General features: G+C 71.9%; 14 protein-coding genes. 5 read left to right on the top strand and 9 right to left on the bottom strand.

What is annotated here, in order from left to right; translation table 11 throughout:
- Positions 1-240 precede the first annotated feature (240 nt).
- Together ABD259_RS11350 and ABD259_RS11345 are read left to right on the top strand one after the other, a co-directional pair.
- A complete protein-coding gene (locus ABD259_RS11350; RefSeq protein WP_344107745.1) occupies positions 241-924 on the top strand; it encodes a response regulator transcription factor in 684 nt (227 codons plus the stop codon).
- 3 nt (positions 925-927) lie between these two features.
- On the top strand, positions 928-2,532 hold the full coding sequence (locus tag ABD259_RS11345; RefSeq protein WP_344162018.1) for a HAMP domain-containing sensor histidine kinase: 1,605 nt from the start codon (positions 928-930) through the stop codon (positions 2,530-2,532).
- Positions 2,533-2,690: 158 nt separating this feature from the next.
- Here ABD259_RS11345 and ABD259_RS11340 read toward each other — a convergent pair whose 3' ends face one another.
- Complete coding sequence (locus ABD259_RS11340) at positions 2,691-3,611, bottom strand: TAXI family TRAP transporter solute-binding subunit (protein ID WP_344107741.1); 921 nt, start codon at positions 3,609-3,611, stop codon at positions 2,691-2,693.
- 309 nt (positions 3,612-3,920) lie between these two features.
- Here ABD259_RS11340 and ABD259_RS11335 point away from each other — a divergent pair, with 309 nt between their 5' ends.
- Both ABD259_RS11335 and ABD259_RS11330 read left to right on the top strand, forming a co-directional pair.
- Positions 3,921-5,456 carry an SLC13 family permease gene (locus tag ABD259_RS11335; RefSeq protein ID WP_344162015.1) on the top strand — a complete coding sequence of 512 codons (1,536 nt, stop codon included), beginning with the start codon at positions 3,921-3,923 and terminating at the stop codon, positions 5,454-5,456.
- Positions 5,457-5,642: 186 nt separating this feature from the next.
- On the top strand, positions 5,643-5,909 hold the full coding sequence (locus ABD259_RS11330) for a hypothetical protein (RefSeq protein ID WP_344162012.1): 267 nt from the start codon (positions 5,643-5,645) through the stop codon (positions 5,907-5,909).
- Between the two features lie 48 nt (positions 5,910-5,957).
- Here ABD259_RS11330 and ABD259_RS11325 read toward each other — a convergent pair whose 3' ends face one another.
- The 8 genes from ABD259_RS11325 to ABD259_RS11290 form a co-directional block, all read right to left on the bottom strand.
- Complete coding sequence (locus ABD259_RS11325) at positions 5,958-6,437, bottom strand: NUDIX hydrolase (protein WP_344107735.1); 480 nt, start codon at positions 6,435-6,437, stop codon at positions 5,958-5,960.
- A gap of 196 nt (positions 6,438-6,633) precedes the next feature.
- The gene (locus ABD259_RS11320) at positions 6,634-7,005 is read right to left on the bottom strand and encodes an STAS domain-containing protein (RefSeq protein WP_344107733.1); all 372 of its coding nucleotides are present in this window, start codon (positions 7,003-7,005) and stop codon (positions 6,634-6,636) included.
- A gap of 315 nt (positions 7,006-7,320) precedes the next feature.
- A complete protein-coding gene (gene meaB / locus ABD259_RS11315) occupies positions 7,321-8,325 on the bottom strand; it encodes a methylmalonyl Co-A mutase-associated GTPase MeaB (RefSeq protein ID WP_344107731.1) in 1,005 nt (334 codons plus the stop codon).
- A complete protein-coding gene (scpA, locus tag ABD259_RS11310; RefSeq protein ID WP_344162008.1) occupies positions 8,322-10,589 on the bottom strand; it encodes a methylmalonyl-CoA mutase in 2,268 nt (755 codons plus the stop codon). Before scpA ends, meaB begins: the two co-directional genes overlap by 4 nt.
- Positions 10,586-12,532, bottom strand: coding sequence for a methylmalonyl-CoA mutase family protein (locus ABD259_RS11305; RefSeq protein WP_344162005.1), 1,947 nt, complete (start codon positions 12,530-12,532; stop codon positions 10,586-10,588). Before ABD259_RS11305 ends, scpA begins: the two co-directional genes overlap by 4 nt.
- Before the next feature lie 430 nt (positions 12,533-12,962).
- On the bottom strand, positions 12,963-14,504 hold the full coding sequence (locus tag ABD259_RS11300) for a hypothetical protein (protein ID WP_344107723.1): 1,542 nt from the start codon (positions 14,502-14,504) through the stop codon (positions 12,963-12,965).
- Between the two features lie 164 nt (positions 14,505-14,668).
- Positions 14,669-15,301 carry a YigZ family protein gene (locus ABD259_RS11295; protein ID WP_344162002.1) on the bottom strand — a complete coding sequence of 211 codons (633 nt, stop codon included), beginning with the start codon at positions 15,299-15,301 and terminating at the stop codon, positions 14,669-14,671.
- 35 nt (positions 15,302-15,336) lie between these two features.
- Positions 15,337-15,786 carry a PTS mannitol transporter subunit IIA gene (locus ABD259_RS11290; protein ID WP_344107719.1) on the bottom strand — a complete coding sequence of 150 codons (450 nt, stop codon included), beginning with the start codon at positions 15,784-15,786 and terminating at the stop codon, positions 15,337-15,339.
- A gap of 149 nt (positions 15,787-15,935) precedes the next feature.
- Here ABD259_RS11290 and ABD259_RS11285 point away from each other — a divergent pair, with 149 nt between their 5' ends.
- Complete coding sequence (locus tag ABD259_RS11285) at positions 15,936-16,658, top strand: helix-turn-helix transcriptional regulator (RefSeq protein WP_344161999.1); 723 nt, start codon at positions 15,936-15,938, stop codon at positions 16,656-16,658.
- Positions 16,659-16,676: the final 18 nt, after the last annotated feature.

Genomic DNA, 16,676 nt, shown 5'->3' with positions numbered 1-16,676 from the left:
CGCTCGTGACCGGGTGCGCTTGCAACCAGGCCCGCTGGGGCCCGGCGAGGCCCACCGCGGCCCGCGCGCCACGGCCGGAGCGGGGCACCGGGGAGTCGCGCTCTCCACGGATCGCGCTCGTGCGGTTCCCCCGCGCGTCCCCATCCCGCTCCGGCCGGTTTCCTCGCAGGGATGTGGGCGGGTGGCCGGGAGCGGCCGCCGGGCGGCGCCAGCGGTTTCGGGGTTCTACGATGACCCACTATGCGCATTCTGGTGGTGGAGGACGACGACCGAGTAGCCCGAGGCCTGGTCACCGCGCTCCGCAATGCCTCCTACGAGGTCACCCGAGCGGCCACGGCCGAGGCGGCGCTGCGCGCCCCGGCCGCCGATGTCGTCCTGCTCGACCTCGGACTCCCCGACGCCGACGGCATCGACGTCCTGCGCCGCCTACGTGAACGCCCCCAGACCGCCATCATCGCCGTCACCGCGCGCGCCGAGGAGCGCGAGCGCGTCCGGGGGCTGCGCACCGGTGCCGACGACTACGTCGTCAAACCGTTCGGCATCGCCGAGCTCCTGGCACGCATCGACGCCGTATTGCGCCGCACCCGCACCGCGCGCGCCAGTGCCCGCCGCGACGACGAAACGCCGCTGCGGATGGGCGGCCTCACCCTCGACGTGGGCGCCCGAGAGGCCGACCTCGCCGGGGCCTCCCTGGCCCTGACCCGCAAGGAATTCGACCTCCTCGCGCTGCTCACGTCGCACGCGCCCGCCGTGGTGAGCCGGGACCTCATCCTCGACCAAGTGTGGGGGTCGGCCTGGGAATCCTCCTCCCGCACCCTCGACACGCACATCGCGGCCCTGCGCGGCAAGCTCAACGGCACCGTGCGCATCCGGACCGTACGCGGCGTCGGCTACCGCCTCGTCGACGCGTCGGACTCGGCGTGACCGGTGCTGCGGAGGCTGCTGTTCATCCTGGTGCCGCTGGCGTTCCTTCTCGTGGCGGCGCTCGCCCTGCCGCTCGGAACGGTCCTGGCCCAGCAGGAGACCCAGCGGGTCTACGTCGATCGGCTCAGTGATGTCGGCCGCTTCGCTTCCCTCGGCGACACCGCCATGCGCACCGGGCGTCTGGAGGCCCTGGACAGCGAGCTGACGCGGTACGCAGAGCTGTACGGCATCGACGTCGCGGTGGCCGATCCCGCTGGCGAGGTGGTGGCGGCGTCCGTTCCCCCGAACCAGGCCGCCGACCTGCTGGACAGCTCCCGGGTACAGGCGGTGATGACCCCCGCCCTCGCCGGGTTCCGCCCGGCGCCGCCCACCGCGGTGTGGCCATGGGAGTCCGGCCCTCTTGTCCTGGCGGAGCCCATCGGGCGCGACAGCGAGGTGGCGGGCGTCGTCGTGCTGGTCTCGCCGACCGACCGGCTGCGCGCGTCCATCCTCTACGACTGGGCGGGGCTGCTACTGCTGAGCCTGGTGCCGTTGACCGGTCTCGCCGCGTCGGCGTGGCCGCTGTCGCGCTGGGTGCTGCGGCCGGTGCAGCGGCTCGACGGCGCCACCGCCGCGGTCGCTCAGGGCGACCTGTCGGTCCGCGCCGACGCCGCGGGCGGGCCGCCGGAGCTGCGCCGCCTGGCGGAGTCGTTCAACGCGATGGTCGACGTGGTGCAGAAGGCGGTCGAGCGCCAGCGGGCGTTCGTGTCCGACGCCTCTCACCAGCTGCGCAATCCGCTGGCGAGCCTGCGGTTGGCAGTGGAGAACCTGGCCCCCTTCCTCACCGGCCCGGACGCCCGCACGGCCCACCAGGACGCCGTGGAGGAGGCCATGGCCATGCACCGGATGCTGAACTCGCTGCTCGCCATGACGCGGTTGGAGAGTTTCAGCGGAGCGGCGCCGGTGGACATGGACGGCGTGCTCGCGGCACACGCCGGCCGGTGGCGGGTGCTCGGCGCGCAGCGGGGGGTCACCGTCGAGACGCGGGTTCCGGGCGGGCTGTGGCTGATGGCACCGCCGGGCGGGTTGGGCAGCGTCCTGGACGAGCTGATGAGCAACGCGACCCGGTTGTCGGGTGGGACCCGGGTGGAACTCCGGGTGCGGTCGGCCGATGGCAGCGATCCTGGCGAGGAGTCCGCGTCGGAGGTGGCGGGCGATGCCGCTGCGGAGTCCGCCCGCGGCGCTCCGGACATGGTCGAGCTTCACGTGTCCGACGACGGCGTCGGCCTGACCGACGAGGAGCGGGCGGGTGCGCTCCGCCGCTTCTGGCGCGCGGCCAAGCACCAGAACACCGACGGCACCGGTCTGGGCCTGGCCATCTGCGCCGAGCTGATCCGCGGCGCGGGCGGCGAGCTGCGCCTGGAGTCCGGACTGCCCCGGCCGGACGGTACCGGCCACGGGCTGGACGTCTTCGTCCGCCTGCCGCTGGCGCCCGCTCCCCGGCCCGACGCGACGCATGGCGCGCCACATGAGGCGGCACATGGGGCGGCACATGGGGCGACAACTGGCGGGGCAACGAACGGGGCGACTGACGCGATAGACGCGGACCCGTCGGGCGCGTCGGCCTGAGGCCTCCGCACGGTAGGCGCACGGCCGGCCCGCCCGGCCGCGACGCGCGGTTCCGTGCGGCCGCCCGGACCATCGCGTCCCGGGTCCGCGGAGCAGCCGACTGTCGCGCCGGGATCGCGGCGCTCACCGCTCCGCGCTCCCTGCTGCTGCCCGCCCCCTCAGGCCTTCTGGTCCCGGAACCACTGGACGGCGCCGGGGTGGAGCGGGATGGGGCTGGTGGCGATTCCGGTCCGCACGTTGATTTGGGCGGCCTCGGGGCGTTTCGCGGCCATGGCGTCGGCCGTGGTGAACACGGTCTCCGTGATCGTCCGGGCCACGGCGTCCGGCATGTCCGTGCGGGCCAGCAGCACGTTGGGAACCGACAGGGTCGGGCACGGCGGCAGACCGGGGTAGGCCGTGGCCGGGATGGTCGCCGGGAAGTACGAGCCGGGGTAGGCCTCGGCCATGTCCGCCGCCTGGCGGTCCAGGGGGAGGCAGCGCAGTGACTCGTGGCGGAGCAGGTCGGTGATGGCGGGGGTGGGGATTCCGGTGAGCGAGAACATCGCGTCGATTTCCCGCTTCGCCAGGGCGCGCGCGGACGCCGCCTGGTCCATTCGCGTGTCGTCGACGTTGAGGCCGATCCGCGCGGCCAGGCGGAGCATCGTGTACTCGGTCCCGGATCCGGTGGCCCCGAAGGAGACCCGTTTCCCCGTCAGGTCGTCGACGTCGGCGATCTCGGAGTCCGCGCGTACGACGAGGTGCAGGTAGCTGTCGTAGAGGCGGCCGATCGCCGCGACGCCGTCGGGGTCGGAGGCGGCCGCGTCCAGGCTGGAGATGCCCAGGTGGGCGCGGCCCTCGTCCAGGAGCCTCAGGTTCTCCGTCGACGCCCCGGTGCCCAGGACCGTGACCTCGGTCTGGGGCATGGTGCCGTGCAGCTCCGTCGCGAGCGCCCCGCCGATCTCGCGGAACACCGCACCGGGCGGGCCGGTGGCCAGAACGAGCTCCGGGTAGGAGGCGTCCCCCCGACCGCTGCACGCGGCCAGGGCGACCGCCAAGGCGCCGAGAACAACAGTGCGCCGATTCGGCTGCGCTGAACCCACACCGGCAGCCTAGGCGAAGGTGCGGGCAGTGGCCGGGTTCGGCCACTTGGAGGTCACCACAAGCGACCGATAACGCACGTCACGTACAGATATGTCAGAGGAATCCGAAGTTTTCGCCATGCGCTTGCGTGCTCTTAGCCGCGGTCCTCAGGCTCCCAAGTGCGGGGAGCGGAGTCGGCGGGTTTCCCGACCCCTGCGGCATCACGGGGGCGCCGCACGGGGGTGGGCAGCACACCGGCTCGGTCTCCGTCGGATGCGTGCCGAGCGACGAAGCGACGACGACCGAACACGCGAGGAGGCGCCCCCACCATGTCGACGTCCACGGCGGGCAGTAGCGGTTCGCCCACTCCTCCGGACACGGATCGCTCCGGTGAACCGCTCCCGCTGGTGAAGGTCGGCGGACTGGTGGCGGGCGTCCTTCTCTCCGTCGTCCTCTCCCTCCTCCTGCCGGACTCGCTGTCCGCGCCCGGCAGGATCACCGCCGGCGTCGCCGCCTTGATGGCCGTGTGGTGGGCCACCGAGGCGCTTCCCCTCCCCGCCACGGCCCTGCTGCCGCTGGTGCTGTTCCCGGTGCTCACCGGCGCCGACATCAAGGACGTGGCCGCCCCCTACGCCAACCCCATCATCTTCTTGTTCATGGGCGGCTTCATGCTCGCCCTGGCCATGCAGCGCTGGAACCTGCACCGGCGCATCGCGCTGACCGTCGTGGCGGCCGTGGGCACCAGCCCGGCGATGCTCATCGCGGGGTTCATGCTGGCCACCGGCTTCATCACGATGTGGGTCAGCAACACGTCCACGACCATCATGATGCTGCCCATCGGCGCGGCCGTGATCGCGATGGTGGCCCAGCTGCGCGACGGCCGGACCGATCCCAACTTCGCGACCGCGCTGATGCTCGGCATCGCCTACTCCTCCTCCATCGGATCGGTCGCCACCCTCATCGGCACCCCGCCCAACGCGCTCATGGTCGGCTACCTCGCCGAGAACCACGGCATCAGCATCGGTTTCGGCCAGTGGATGATGGTCGGCCTGCCGCTGGCCGCCGTCTTCCTGCTCCTCACGTGGCTTGTCCTGACCAAGCTCGTCTTCCCGCCGCGCCTCGCGGCTTTCACGGACGGCGTCGACGGCCGGGAGCTGATCCGTTCGGAGCTGCGCGCCATGGGCCCGGTCTCGCGCGGCGAGTTCCTGGTGCTGCTGGTGTTCGTTGGGGCCGCGCTGGCGTGGGTGTTCGTGCCGCTGCTGGCCGACAGCCCGATCGGCGAGACGCTGCCGTGGCTGGCCCATATCTCCGACGCCGGGATCGCGATGGCCGTAGCGGTGCTGCTCTTCCTCATCCCGGTGGAGCGGCGGATGGGGGTCCGGCTCCTCGACTGGGACAGCGTCACCCAGCTGCCATGGGGCATCCTGCTGCTGTTCGGCGGGGGCCTGAGCCTGTCCACGCAGTTCGGCGAGAGCGGCCTGAGCGAGTGGATCGGCGCGGGCGTGGGCGCCCTGAGCGCGGTGCCGGTCGGGGTGCTGGTCCTGGTCGTCGCGGCGCTCGTGCTGCTGCTGACCGAGCTCACCAGCAACACCGCGACGGCCGCGACGTTCCTCCCGGTCATGGGCGGCGTCGCCGTCGGGATGGACATGGATGTGATGACACTGATCGTTCCGGCCGTGCTGGCGTCGTCGCTGGCGTTCATGCTCCCCGTGGCGACCCCGCCGAACGCGATCGTCTTCGGCTCGGGGCACGTGACGATCGCGCAGATGCTGCGGGGCGGGATCTGGCTCAACCTGATCGCCCTGTTCCTGATCCTGGCCGTCATGTACGGGATCGCCGGGCGGGTCCTCGGCTTCACCCTCTAGGCCCTCGGTGCCGTAGCGGCGCGGCGTCCCCCTCCGCACGCTTCGGCCGTCCCTACCGCGGCGCCCGCGCACACCCCCTCCCCTCTGCGCGGGCGCCGCTCGTCTCCGCTGACCAGGGCCGTCTTCCCGCCGAGGGCCACCTCTCTGGAGGGCGCGCAGGACATCGTCAAGGGCGAGCTGGGCGAAATGGGGCCGGTCAGCCCGGCGGAGCCGCGCGTGCTGGCCGTGTTCGTGGTCGCGGGGCTGTCGTTGGTGTTCATCCCGCTGCTGGCCGCGTCGCTGGCCTTCATGCTGCCGGTGGCCACCCTGCCCAACGGGGTGGTCTTCGCCAGCGGCCACGTCGCGATCGGTCAGATGATCATGACCGGGGCCTGGCTCAACGCCATCGCCGTCTTCGTCGTCATGCTCACCATGAACGCCGTCGCCGGGTGGCTCTTCGGGATCTCGTTCTGATTCCGGCCCCCTCCTGCCCGCCGGTCAGAGCGAGGACGCGGGGCAGGCCTACTCCCCGTACGGCTGGTACCAGGCCTCGCCCCGCTCGTCGCGCGCGAGCCGGATGCGGCGCTGGAGCGCCTCGCGCATCTTTGGGAGCTCCTCGACGGAGAACCAGCCGACGTCGAGGGACTCGTCCCGGTCGAGCCGGAGCTCCCCGCCGATCGGGCGGCAGCGGAAGGTGATGTCGAGGATCTGGACCACGTCCCCGTTGGAGTACGTCCACGGCGGCTCGGTGACGACACAGGCCACCCGCTCCGGGACGACGCGGATACCGGTCTCCTCGGCGACCTCGCGCGCGAGCGCGGCCGCGGGCTGCTCCCCCGGCTCCAAGATCCCCCCGGGCGGTGCCCAGCATCCGTCGTCGGCCCGCTGGTGCAGCAGGACGCGGTCGCCGGGATCGACGACGACCCCCGTCACTCCGGTCAACCACAGCAACTCGTGTCCCACGTGCTTGCGCAGCCGGAGGATGAACTCGGGTGTCGCCATGCTCCGGACCCTATCGATCCCGCCGCGTTCCAGCCCGGGTCCCGGCCGTCCGCGTACGGGGACACCGCCACCCCACCGCGAGCGCCCGCCGTGCGGTGGCGGGGCGAACGTTACCGGAGCACACGACATGACGGGCGGACCCGCGTCGACGCGGGTCCGCCCGTCATGTCACCGGTCCGACGGGACGACCGATCGATCAGCCGGCCTGCTGTTTGGCTTCCAGCGCCTCGATGGCGTTGACGGCGGCGGGCACAGTGTGGTGGACCGGGACCTGGCGGTGCAGGCTCACCAGCCGGACGACCTTGTCAACACGCTCATTCGGCGCGGCGAGCGCGAGGCTGCCGTTGCGCTCCTTGACGGCGCTGTAGGCCTGGATCACGACGTTCAGTCCGCTGGAGTCCATGAACTCCAGGTCCGTGAGGTCGAGGATCAGCCATGGTCCGTGCGTCTCAACGGCGGACAGGACATGCTCATGGAGGTCGTCAGCGGTCGCGATGTCGAGCTCACCCTCGACCTTGACGATCACGCTGTGGTTCTCGACCCGGGTACTCAGCCCAAGCCTGTGCACGTTCACTCCTCCCAGCCCCACGTCGATGTGAGGGGCCCCATTGGGTCAACCATACGGAAAACGGCGAATTCCGGTAGGGGGTCCGGCCGCACTCCGTCGCGCCGGATGAACGACTGAAGTCCGGTGCGGTGATCGGCGCCGCGCTCCGGTGGACCCGGCTCGCTGGTTCCCGTAAGTCTCTGGGCACACACGGTATTAGGCGATCGGGCGCACGGGAATGCCGATGCGTGAAGATTTTTTCCGATACAGGTCAGCTCAGACCAGAAAAGTCTGTGGCATGTTTCATGTACTCCAGGCCGGGGCGCCGGGTGCCGCTCACTCGCGCGGCGCCTCAGCGGAGTCTGTGAAGATTTCCAGGAGCCGCTCAGCCGCCAGGGTGGCGGTGATCTCACCGGATCGCACCGCAGCTTCCAGCCCCGGTGTCGCCTCGCCCACACCGGGGTGACGGGTCAGCCGGTCCATCAGGCGGTCGCGCACCTGGGCCCACATCCAGTCCACCTGCTGGCGGCTGCGCTGTTCGGCGAACTCCCCGCTGTCCTCCAGCGTCGAGCGGTGGTCCAGCACCGCATTCCACACCTCGTCCAGGCCGTCACCGGTCAGTCCGCTGCACGTGAGCACAGGAGGACGCCACGCGGAGTGCGGGGGGTGCAGCAGCCGCAGCGCCCGCCCGAGCTCCCGGGCGGCCTTGCGGGCCTCGGACGCGTGGGGGCCGTCGGCCTTGTTCACGGCGACGACGTCGACTAGCTCCAGCACACCCTTCTTGATGCCCTGCAGCTGGTCGCCGGTGCGGGCGAGGGTCAGGAACACAAAGCAGTCGACCATCCCGGCGACGGTGACCTCCGACTGGCCCACGCCGACCGTCTCCACCAGCACCACGTCGAAGCCCGCGGCCTCCATGAGGATCATGGTCTCGCGGGTGGCCCGTGCGACGCCGCCGAGCGTGCCCGCCGTGGGCGACGGGCGTACGAACGCGTTCGGGTCGACCGACAGCCGCTCCATCCGCGTCTTGTCGCCGAGGATGCTGCCCCCGGTGCGCGTGGAGGAGGGGTCCACGGCCAGCACGGCCACCCGGTGCCCCTCGCCGGTCAGCCGGGTGCCGAGCGCGTCGATGAACGTCGACTTGCCGACGCCCGGCACGCCGGTGATGCCCACCCGGTGGGCCTTCCCGCTGTGCGGGAGCAGCTTCACCAGCAGCTCCTGCGCCAGCCCGGCGTGGTCCGCGCGCCGTGACTCCACGAGGGTGATCGCGCGGGCCAGGGTCGGCCTGTGTCCGGCCAGGACGCCCTCGGCGTAGGCGTCGATGTCGATCCGGCGGCTCATCCGCCCTGCCCGCCGTGTCCGCCGTTCTCGCCCGAGGCGCCGGACGCTCCGGACGCGCCGTGGCCCAGGGCGTCGTCGAGGCGATGGAGCAGGCCGATGGCGGCCTCCGCGATCACGGTGCCGGGCGGGAAGATCGCCGCGGCGCCCGCCTCGTACAGCGCGTCGAAGTCGGCCGGCGGGATGACACCGCCGACGACGATCATGATGTCCTCGCGCCCCTGGGCGGCCAGCTGCTCGCGCAGGGCGGGGACGAGGGTGAGGTGGCCCGCCGCCAGCGAGGAGACGCCGATGATGTGGACGTCGGCCTCGGCCGCCTGGGCCGCGACCTCCGCCGGTGTCTGGAACAGCGGGCCGACGTCGACGTCGAAGCCGAGGTCGGCGAAGGCCGTGGCGATCACCTTCTGGCCGCGGTCATGCCCGTCCTGGCCCATCTTGGCGACCAGGATGCGCGGGCGCCGCCCCTCGTTCTCCTCGAACCTGTGGACGCGTTCGGCCACGGCCTCCATGGTCTGGGCTGCCTCCGACGACGTTTGGGCTTCCTCGCGGTATACGCCCTGGATGGTACGGATCTGCCCCGAGTGGCGCTGGAACACCTTCTCCATGGCGTCGGAGATCTCCCCCACCGTGGCCTTGGCGCGGGCGGCGTCGACGGCCGCGGCGAGCAGGTTGTTCTCCAAAGTGGTGCCGTGCGACTCGCCCGCCGCGGCGGCGGTGAGCCGGTCCAGCGCCGCGCGCACAGCGGCGTCGTCGCGCTCCTCGCGCAGCCGCCGCAGCTTCTCCAGCTGCTCGGCGCGGACCCGGCTGTTGTCGACCTTGAGCACGTCGATCTCGTCGGGGGTGTCCGGCAGGTACTTGTTGACGCCGATGACTGGCTGGCGGCCGGAGTCGATCCGCGCCTGGGTGCGGGCGGCCGCCTCCTCGATGCGCATCTTGGGGATACCGGCGTCGATGGCGGCCGCCATGCCCCCGGCCTCCTCCACTTCGCGGATATGCGCCCACGCCCGCTGGGCGAGCTCGTAGGTGAGGCGTTCGACGTAGTGGCTGCCGCCCCACGGGTCGATGGCGCGGGTGGTGCCGGACTCCTGCTGGAGGAGCAGCTGCGTGTTGCGGGCGATGCGCGCGGAGAAGTCGGTGGGCAGGGCCAGCGCCTCGTCGAGCGCGTTGGTGTGCAGGGACTGGGTGTGCCCCTGGGTGGCGGCCATGGCCTCCACGCAGGTGCGCACGACGTTGTTGAAGACGTCCTGGGCTGTCAGCGACCAACCGGAGGTCTGGGAGTGCGTGCGCAGGGACAGCGACTTGGGGTTGGCCGGCCCGAAGCCGTTGACGAGGTCGGCCCACAGCAGGCGGGCCGCCCGCAGCTTGGCCACCTCCATGAAGAAGTTCATCCCGATGGCCCAGAAGAACGACAGGCGCGGGGCGAAGGAGTCGACCTCCAGCCCGGCCCTCCGGCCCGCGCGGATGTACTCCACGCCGTCGGCGAGGGTGTAGGCCAGCTCCAGGTCGGCGGTGGCCCCTGCCTCCTGCATGTGGTAGCCGGAGATGGAGATGGAGTTGAAGCGGGGCATCTTCTGCGAGGTGAACGCGAAGATGTCGGAGATGATCCGCATGGAGGGCTGCGGCGGGTAAATGTAGGTGTTGCGGACCATGAACTCCTTGAGGATGTCGTTTTGAATGGTCCCCGCCAGCTTCTCGGGCGGTACTCCCTGCTCCTCCGCGGCGACGATGTACAGCGCCATGACCGGGAGCACGGCGCCGTTCATCGTCATCGAGACGGTCATCCTGTCCAGCGGGATGCCGTCGAACAGCTGGCGCATGTCATAGATGGAGTCGATGGCCACGCCCGCCATGCCCACGTCACCGGCCACACGCGGGTGGTCGGAGTCGTAGCCGCGGTGGGTGGCCAGGTCGAAGGCGACGGACAGGCCCTTCTGGCCCGCTGCGAGGTTGCGCCGGTAGAAGGCGTTGGACTCCTCGGCCGTGGAGAACCCGGCGTACTGGCGGATGGTCCACGGCTGGTTGACGTACATCGTGGGGTAGGGGCCGCGCAGGTAGGGCGGGATGCCGGGGTAGCCGCCGACGAAGTCGAGGCCGGCGCGGTCGGCGGGCGTGTAGAGCGGCTTCACCCCGATGCCCTCGGGGGTCTCCCACACCAGCGCGTCGGGGCCCTTGCCCGTGGAGTCGGCCAGGGCCTGCGCCCACGCCTCGGTGTCGGCACCGGAACCGTCGGGGGTTCCGGGCTCGACACGGCTGAAGTCCGGAATCATCGGTCCCCACCTTCTTGAGTGCACCCCAGAACGTCGTGCAGCTCTACCAACAGGCTATGCGCGTCGCAGCCGGTGAACAGGAACGCGTCCACCCCCGCCGCCGCGTAGCGTTCGGCGGGCTTCCCGGCGAGCAGCACCCGCTCGGCCCCCGCCTCCTTGAGCGCCGCCGCCGCATCCTCGGCGAGTTCGGCGTAGACCTTGTCGCTGGAGCACAGGCAGGCGATGGGCGTCCCGCTGTCGCGGAACGCGGCGACGGCCTCGGCCACGCCGTCGCCGCCGGGGACCGGTTCGATCCCGCCCGCTTGCAGCAGGTTGGCGGCGAACGTGGCGCGGGCGGTGTGCGCGGCGACGGGGCCGAGCGTGGCCAGGAAGGCCTTGGGCCGCTCGCCGGTCGCGTCGAGGTGGGCGTCGGAGCGGTCGCGCAGCGCCTCGAAGTCCTCGGCGTAGCGGTGCCGGGGCAGCGCGGTCGGGGCGGAGGACGCGGTGGCGGCACCGGGGGCGGCGGCGCGCTCCACACGCGGCTCGTCGAGGTTGGGGAACTCGCTGACACCGGTGATCGGGTCGTTCCGGTGCGCCAGGTTGTCGCGTCGCCGACGCCACACCTCGTCCACGCGCTCGGCGACCAACCCGCTGGTCAGGGCCGCGGCCATGCCGCCCGCTGCCTCCAGCTCCCGGAAGAACGCCCACCCCGCGGCGTAGAGGTCGGCGGTGAGGCGCTCCACGAAGAAGGAGCCTCCGGCCGGGTCGATGACCCGGGCCAGGTGTGCCTCCTCCAGCAGCAGCGACTGCGTGTTGCGGGCGATACGGCGGGCGAAGTCGTCGGGCAGGCCGAGTGCCGCGTCGAACGGCCGGACGGTCACGGCGTCGGCCCCGCCGGTCCCCGCGCCGAAGCAGGCCAGCGTGGTGCGCAGCATGTTCACATACGGGTCGCGGCGGGTCATCATCGCCGCCGAAGTCACGGCGTGCTGCCGCATGCCGCGATGTTCGGCGGGCAGCCCGCACACCTCGGTGACGCGCGCCCACATGGCGCGGGCCGCGCGGAGTTTCGCGATAGTGGCGAACTGGTCGGCGGTGGCGGCGTACCGGAATTCCAGCCGCGCAGCGGCGTCGGCCAGGTCCAGCCCCGCCTCGGTGAGCGCGCGCAGGTAGGCGACGCCCGCGGCCATGGTCGCGCCCAGTTCTTGGGAGTCGGAGCCGCCCGCGTCGTGGTAAGGCGTGCCGTCCACGGTGATGAGGCGCAGGCCGGGGTAGCGCGTGGCGTGGGAGGCGGCGGCCCGGGCCGCCTCGCTGATGTCGGACGTGGCGGTGGGGGCGTCGGCCGGGGCCCCGGTGCGGGCGAGGCGGCTGACCGGGTCGATTCCGAGGTTGCCCGACACGGCGGTGTCCGGGATGTCGCGATCGGACCAGGCGGTGAGCAGGGCCGCGGCGGCCGCGGCGGCGTCGGTGCCAGCGCCGGGCTCAAGGACGACGGGGGCCAGGTCGAGGTGGACGTCGGCCAGTGCCTCGCCGATGCCCGCGGCAGGTACGCCCTCGTCACCGACCACGAGCCACAGCGAGGTGACGCCGTTCTCCAGGTCGGCGCGTACCGCTGTGCGCGTGGCGGCCGGGTCGGGCCCCAGGTGCTGCTGGCGGATGTCCCACCCGCTGATGACCGCGCCCTCGGGGCGGCGGCCCCGCGTGAACGGCGCGACTCCGGGGAACCCCCCTCCCTGCACCTGGTCGTCCGCGTCCTCGGCGGTGTAGAGCGGGCCGATGGTGAACCCGTCATAGGTGGCGGAGGCCAGCAGTTCCTCGGGCGCGTGCGCCGAGCGGTCGACGTCGACCCCGGTCTTGGCCAGGACTCCGGCCACGAGTTCGCGCCACCGCTCCCGTGTGGCGACCGGAAATCCGGCGCCCAGGGCCGGGCCCTCCGGGCCCGCGGTCCCACTCTCCGGCATGTTCATACTTTGAGATCGTAGAGAATCGCCCCGCGGGTCCGAACCAGCGGGGGACCGCGAACTGTGATCCGCGCCGCTTCTGCCGCCCCACCGTCCCGCACCCCGCTTGCGTTGGCTGCGCTGCTTCCCCCGGTCTCAGCTGGGGTCGACACGCGGGTGCCACCGGCCAGCGACGCGGCGTCGGCCCGGCCCGACGGCGACAACGCCAGTGTTCCCCGACCCCACCCCCCACGATCCGGCCGCCCACGCACGCCCGTCCGCGCCCGAGACCTGAGGGGCGAAGCGCGCCCGCCGGGGAAGGGAACCTGCCGGACAACGGGGGCCTGACCGGGGACGGATGGCGGGTTGTTGTCGGTGCGGGACGGCGATCGGGCACCCGCCCCCGTGGTGGCCCCGGAAGCGGAGCACCACACGGTTCGAGGGACGCGGCCCCGCCCTATCCGGTGCCGTCCTTCCGCTCATCCGGCTGGTCCGTGGCGCTCTCGGCCGAGAGCGGCGAAGCGTCCACGCCCGCACCGTCCTCCGGACCGAAGACGAAGCGCTGGCGGCCCTGGATGACGATGGCGTAGCCGTCGTCGGTGACGGTCTCGACATAGGAGTCGAGGTCCTCGGCGATGGTCCGCTTCGTCTCGGCGTCGAGCACGACCTGGGTGCCTCCGTCCGAACCGCGCGAGTCGCCGTAGACGTGGCCCTCGAACGCGAACGCCGGGGAGATGGAGCGCTCGGCCCCGTTGGCGAACTCCCACTTGATCTCGCCGGTGAGCACGTCGATCGCGATCATCGGCGTGGCTCCGCTGGCCTGGGGCAGCAGCAGGGTGTCGGTCATGGCGTCGTAGACGGTCCCGGCGACGTGGCCCGGATTGAAGTCGCGGTCGCCGGGGTTGGCTCCCGGTTCGTCCCGGGTCCACAGGACCTCGCCATCGTCCAGATCGTGCAGAGAGAGGACCGAGGGCGCTTCCGGAACGCTCCACCGGACCAGGACGGTATCCCGGGGCGCGGGCCCCTTCTCTCCCTCCGCGGCCCCGCCACCCGGGGGCCCGTCGGATCCGGGGTCCTCACTGTCGGCGGGGGGCGTGCCGCCGCCCGCTTCCGCGTCCTCGGGGTCCTTCAGGTCCTCCGGCACGGTGTAAAACCCGACGAGCTGGGGCAGCGGGCGCGGAACGGCCGTTTCCCGGCCCAGGTCGGGGTCGTCGCCGGACATACTCCACAGCAGGTCGCCAGGGTCCTTGCCACCGATGTTGCGAGCCTGCAGCAGGCCCTCGCCGTTCTTCAGCAGGAGCGCGTCGCCGCGCGCGCCCACCGGGACGCCCATCCGGTCGGCATCGGTTCCGCGCGCCGTGTCCTCCCCCTTGTCCGCGTCTCCGTCTCCCTCTTCGTCGTCGGGCGCCGCGAAGGTCAACCGCCACAGCTCCTCGCCCTCGGTGTCGAGGACGGTGAACTGCCCGTAGGGCTCATCGGCGGTCCAGTTCTCCGGTCGCCGCACAACCACACCCCCGACGAAGACCTCGCGGGGGTCGGTGCCCTTCCAGACGGTCGCGCCGGTGTCGGCGACGACCGTGGTGGCGTCGCGCTCCGCTGTGGCGAGGACGATCACCGGGGAGCCGTCGCGCGCGGTGTCGAAGCCGTCGACGCGCTGCGCGCCCTCCCACAGCGTCGTGCCGTCGGCGGGGTTCTGAAGGGTGTGCTTCTCCTCGCTGTTGGAGCTGATCAGGAACACGTCACCGAGCGACTCGATGCGCACGCCCATCTCGTCGTCGAGGATGGCGGGCCCCTGGGCTCCGGGCCCGTGCAGGTAGCGGATCGGCTCCCCGGTGAGTCCGGGCGGGAGGTCGCCCGCGAAGGAGGTGGGCAGCGGCTGCGGCGACTTCCGGTCGGAGGGCGGTTCGGGCTCCGCCTGCGTACAGCCGACGGTGGCAACGAGCAACCAGAGACCGGTAGCAAGGGCCACCTGTGCCCGCGCCCGCCGCCAGGTGCGCATGGCCGCTCACTCCCCTACGATTTCGGCCGTCTACGCGCAAATCCTAGAACGCGACGGACGTCGCGCCTACAGCTGTTACCTTGACGGCCGCGATCTGTGTGCCGGTTGTTGGACCGGCATCGGTCCGGAACGCGCCGATCACAGCCGGCTCTGGGCGGGGCCGGTCACGGATCCGGGGTCGGTTCCACCTCGATCGTGGTGGTGCCCAGGACCTCGCACAACGCCTGGCCGCCGGTGGCCTCGGCCAGCCACGCCTCGAATTCGGGCAGGTCACGCTCGGCAAGGGCGATATCGATCTGCACGTCGGAGCCGTACTGGACACCGCGCACGTGGTGGCGCGAGTCGCGCAGGTCGCTCTCCAACCGCCCGGCCCGCAGGTAGTCGGCGATCACCGCCACCACGAGCAGGGTGCGCCGCTCCAGTACGCCGAATTCGTCGATAGCGGCGGACACCGCATTGCCGTAGGCGCGGATCAGGCCACCAGCTCCGAGCTTGATCCCGCCGAAGTACCGGGTCACCACGGCCACGGTGTCGGTGAGCTCGCGATGCCGCAGCACTTCCAGCATGGGAACGCCCGCCGTGCCCGATGGCTCGCCGTCGTCACTGGACCGCTGGACGCCGCCGTCGGGGCCGATCACATACGCGGTGCAGTTGTGGTTGGCGCTCCAGTGCTCCTTGCGGCGTTCGGTGATGAAGGCGCGTGCCTCGTCCTCGTCGCTCACGCGCGCCATCGCGCAAATGAACCGGGACTTCTTGATGTCGAGTTCGTGCTCGCCACCGCGCTTGATCGTTCTCATCGTCGGCTTCGATCGTACGCGGCAAAGGACCTCGGTCAGCCCAGCGGGCGGAGCAGGTCGACGACGGTGGCGGGCGAGGTCGCCTGGCGCAGGCGTTCGGCACGATCGGGGTGGGAGAGGATGCGCGCCAACGCCGAGAGGGCGGCCATGTGTTCCCTTCCCGCGGCGGCGATGCCGATGGCGACGCGCACGTCGTCGCCGTCCCAATCGACTCCGTCGGGGAACAGCAGCACGGACAGCGCGGTGCGTCGCACCAGGTCGCGAGCGGCGCCGGTGCCGTGGGGGATGGCGACGCCCTCGCCGATATGGGTGGAGACGGACCTCTCGCGCTCGTGCATCGCCGACACGTAGCCGGGCTCCACCGCGCCGAGAGCGACCAGCAGCCGGCCGCACTGGTCGATCGCGTCGGCCTTGGTGGCGGCGCGGCAGCCGACCCGGACCGCGTTTGGCGTGATCCGCAACGTGCCGGAACGTGATCCGTCCATGGTGGGTTTCCCGCGGTGAAGAGGGGGTGTGAGGGGGCGAGGGGATGTTAGGCGGACGATGCCCTCCGCACAAGGCTCCGCGGGGTGCCGACTGCCTGTGCCTGATCTGTGTCGCCGATCTGTTTGGCCAGCCGGACGAGAATAGGGGCATGACCGAATCCGGGATCGACGCCGTCGGCCTCCTGTCCGATCCGCTGCGGCGGCGCCTGTACGACTTCGTGGTGGAGAGCGGGGGCGAGGTGAGTCGCGCCGAGGCGGCCGAGGCCGTGGGCGCGCAGCGTACGCTCGTCGCCTTCCACCTGGACAAGCTGGCAGCGGCGGGACTGCTCGACGTCGCCCGGCGCAAGGTTTCCGGGCGCGACGGCCCCGGCTCGGGGCGTCCGGCCAAGCTGTACCGGCGCGCCGAACGACAGCTCAGCGTGCAGCTGCCCCCGCGCGACTACGAGACCGCTGCGCTGGTGCTGGCCGAGGCGGTACGGCGGCACGGGGCCGAGGAGGCGCTGCACCAGGCGGCGCGGGAGGAGGGGGTGCGGCGCGGTGCCGCGCTCCGGGCCGCGGCCGATCGGCCGCGTTCGTCCAGCCCGACCGCGGGCGAACCCGCGGGCGACGCGCTTTCCCTGGACGATCTCGCTCGGCACCTGGAACGGCTGGGATACGAGCCGGTGCCCGACCCCGACCACGCGGACGCGGTGCGGTTGCGCAACTGCCCCTTCCACACCCTCGCGCGCGACGTCCCGCCCGTGGCCTGCGGAATGAACCTGGAGCTGCTCCGCGGCCTCCTGGAGGGTGCGGGAGCGGAGGAGGTCACCGCGCGTATGGCGCCGCTACGGGAGGGGTGCTGCGTCCGACTTTCTAAAAATAAAATCTATTGACTTAGAGCTCAGGTGGGG

It is taken from the genome of Nocardiopsis rhodophaea, assembly GCF_039530945.1.
GTDB classification, from domain to species: Bacteria; Actinomycetota; Actinomycetes; order Streptosporangiales; family Streptosporangiaceae; genus Nocardiopsis_C; species Nocardiopsis_C rhodophaea.
The sequence above is the reverse complement of the archived record's forward strand: the minus strand, read 5'-3'. Positions and strand labels throughout refer to the sequence as shown.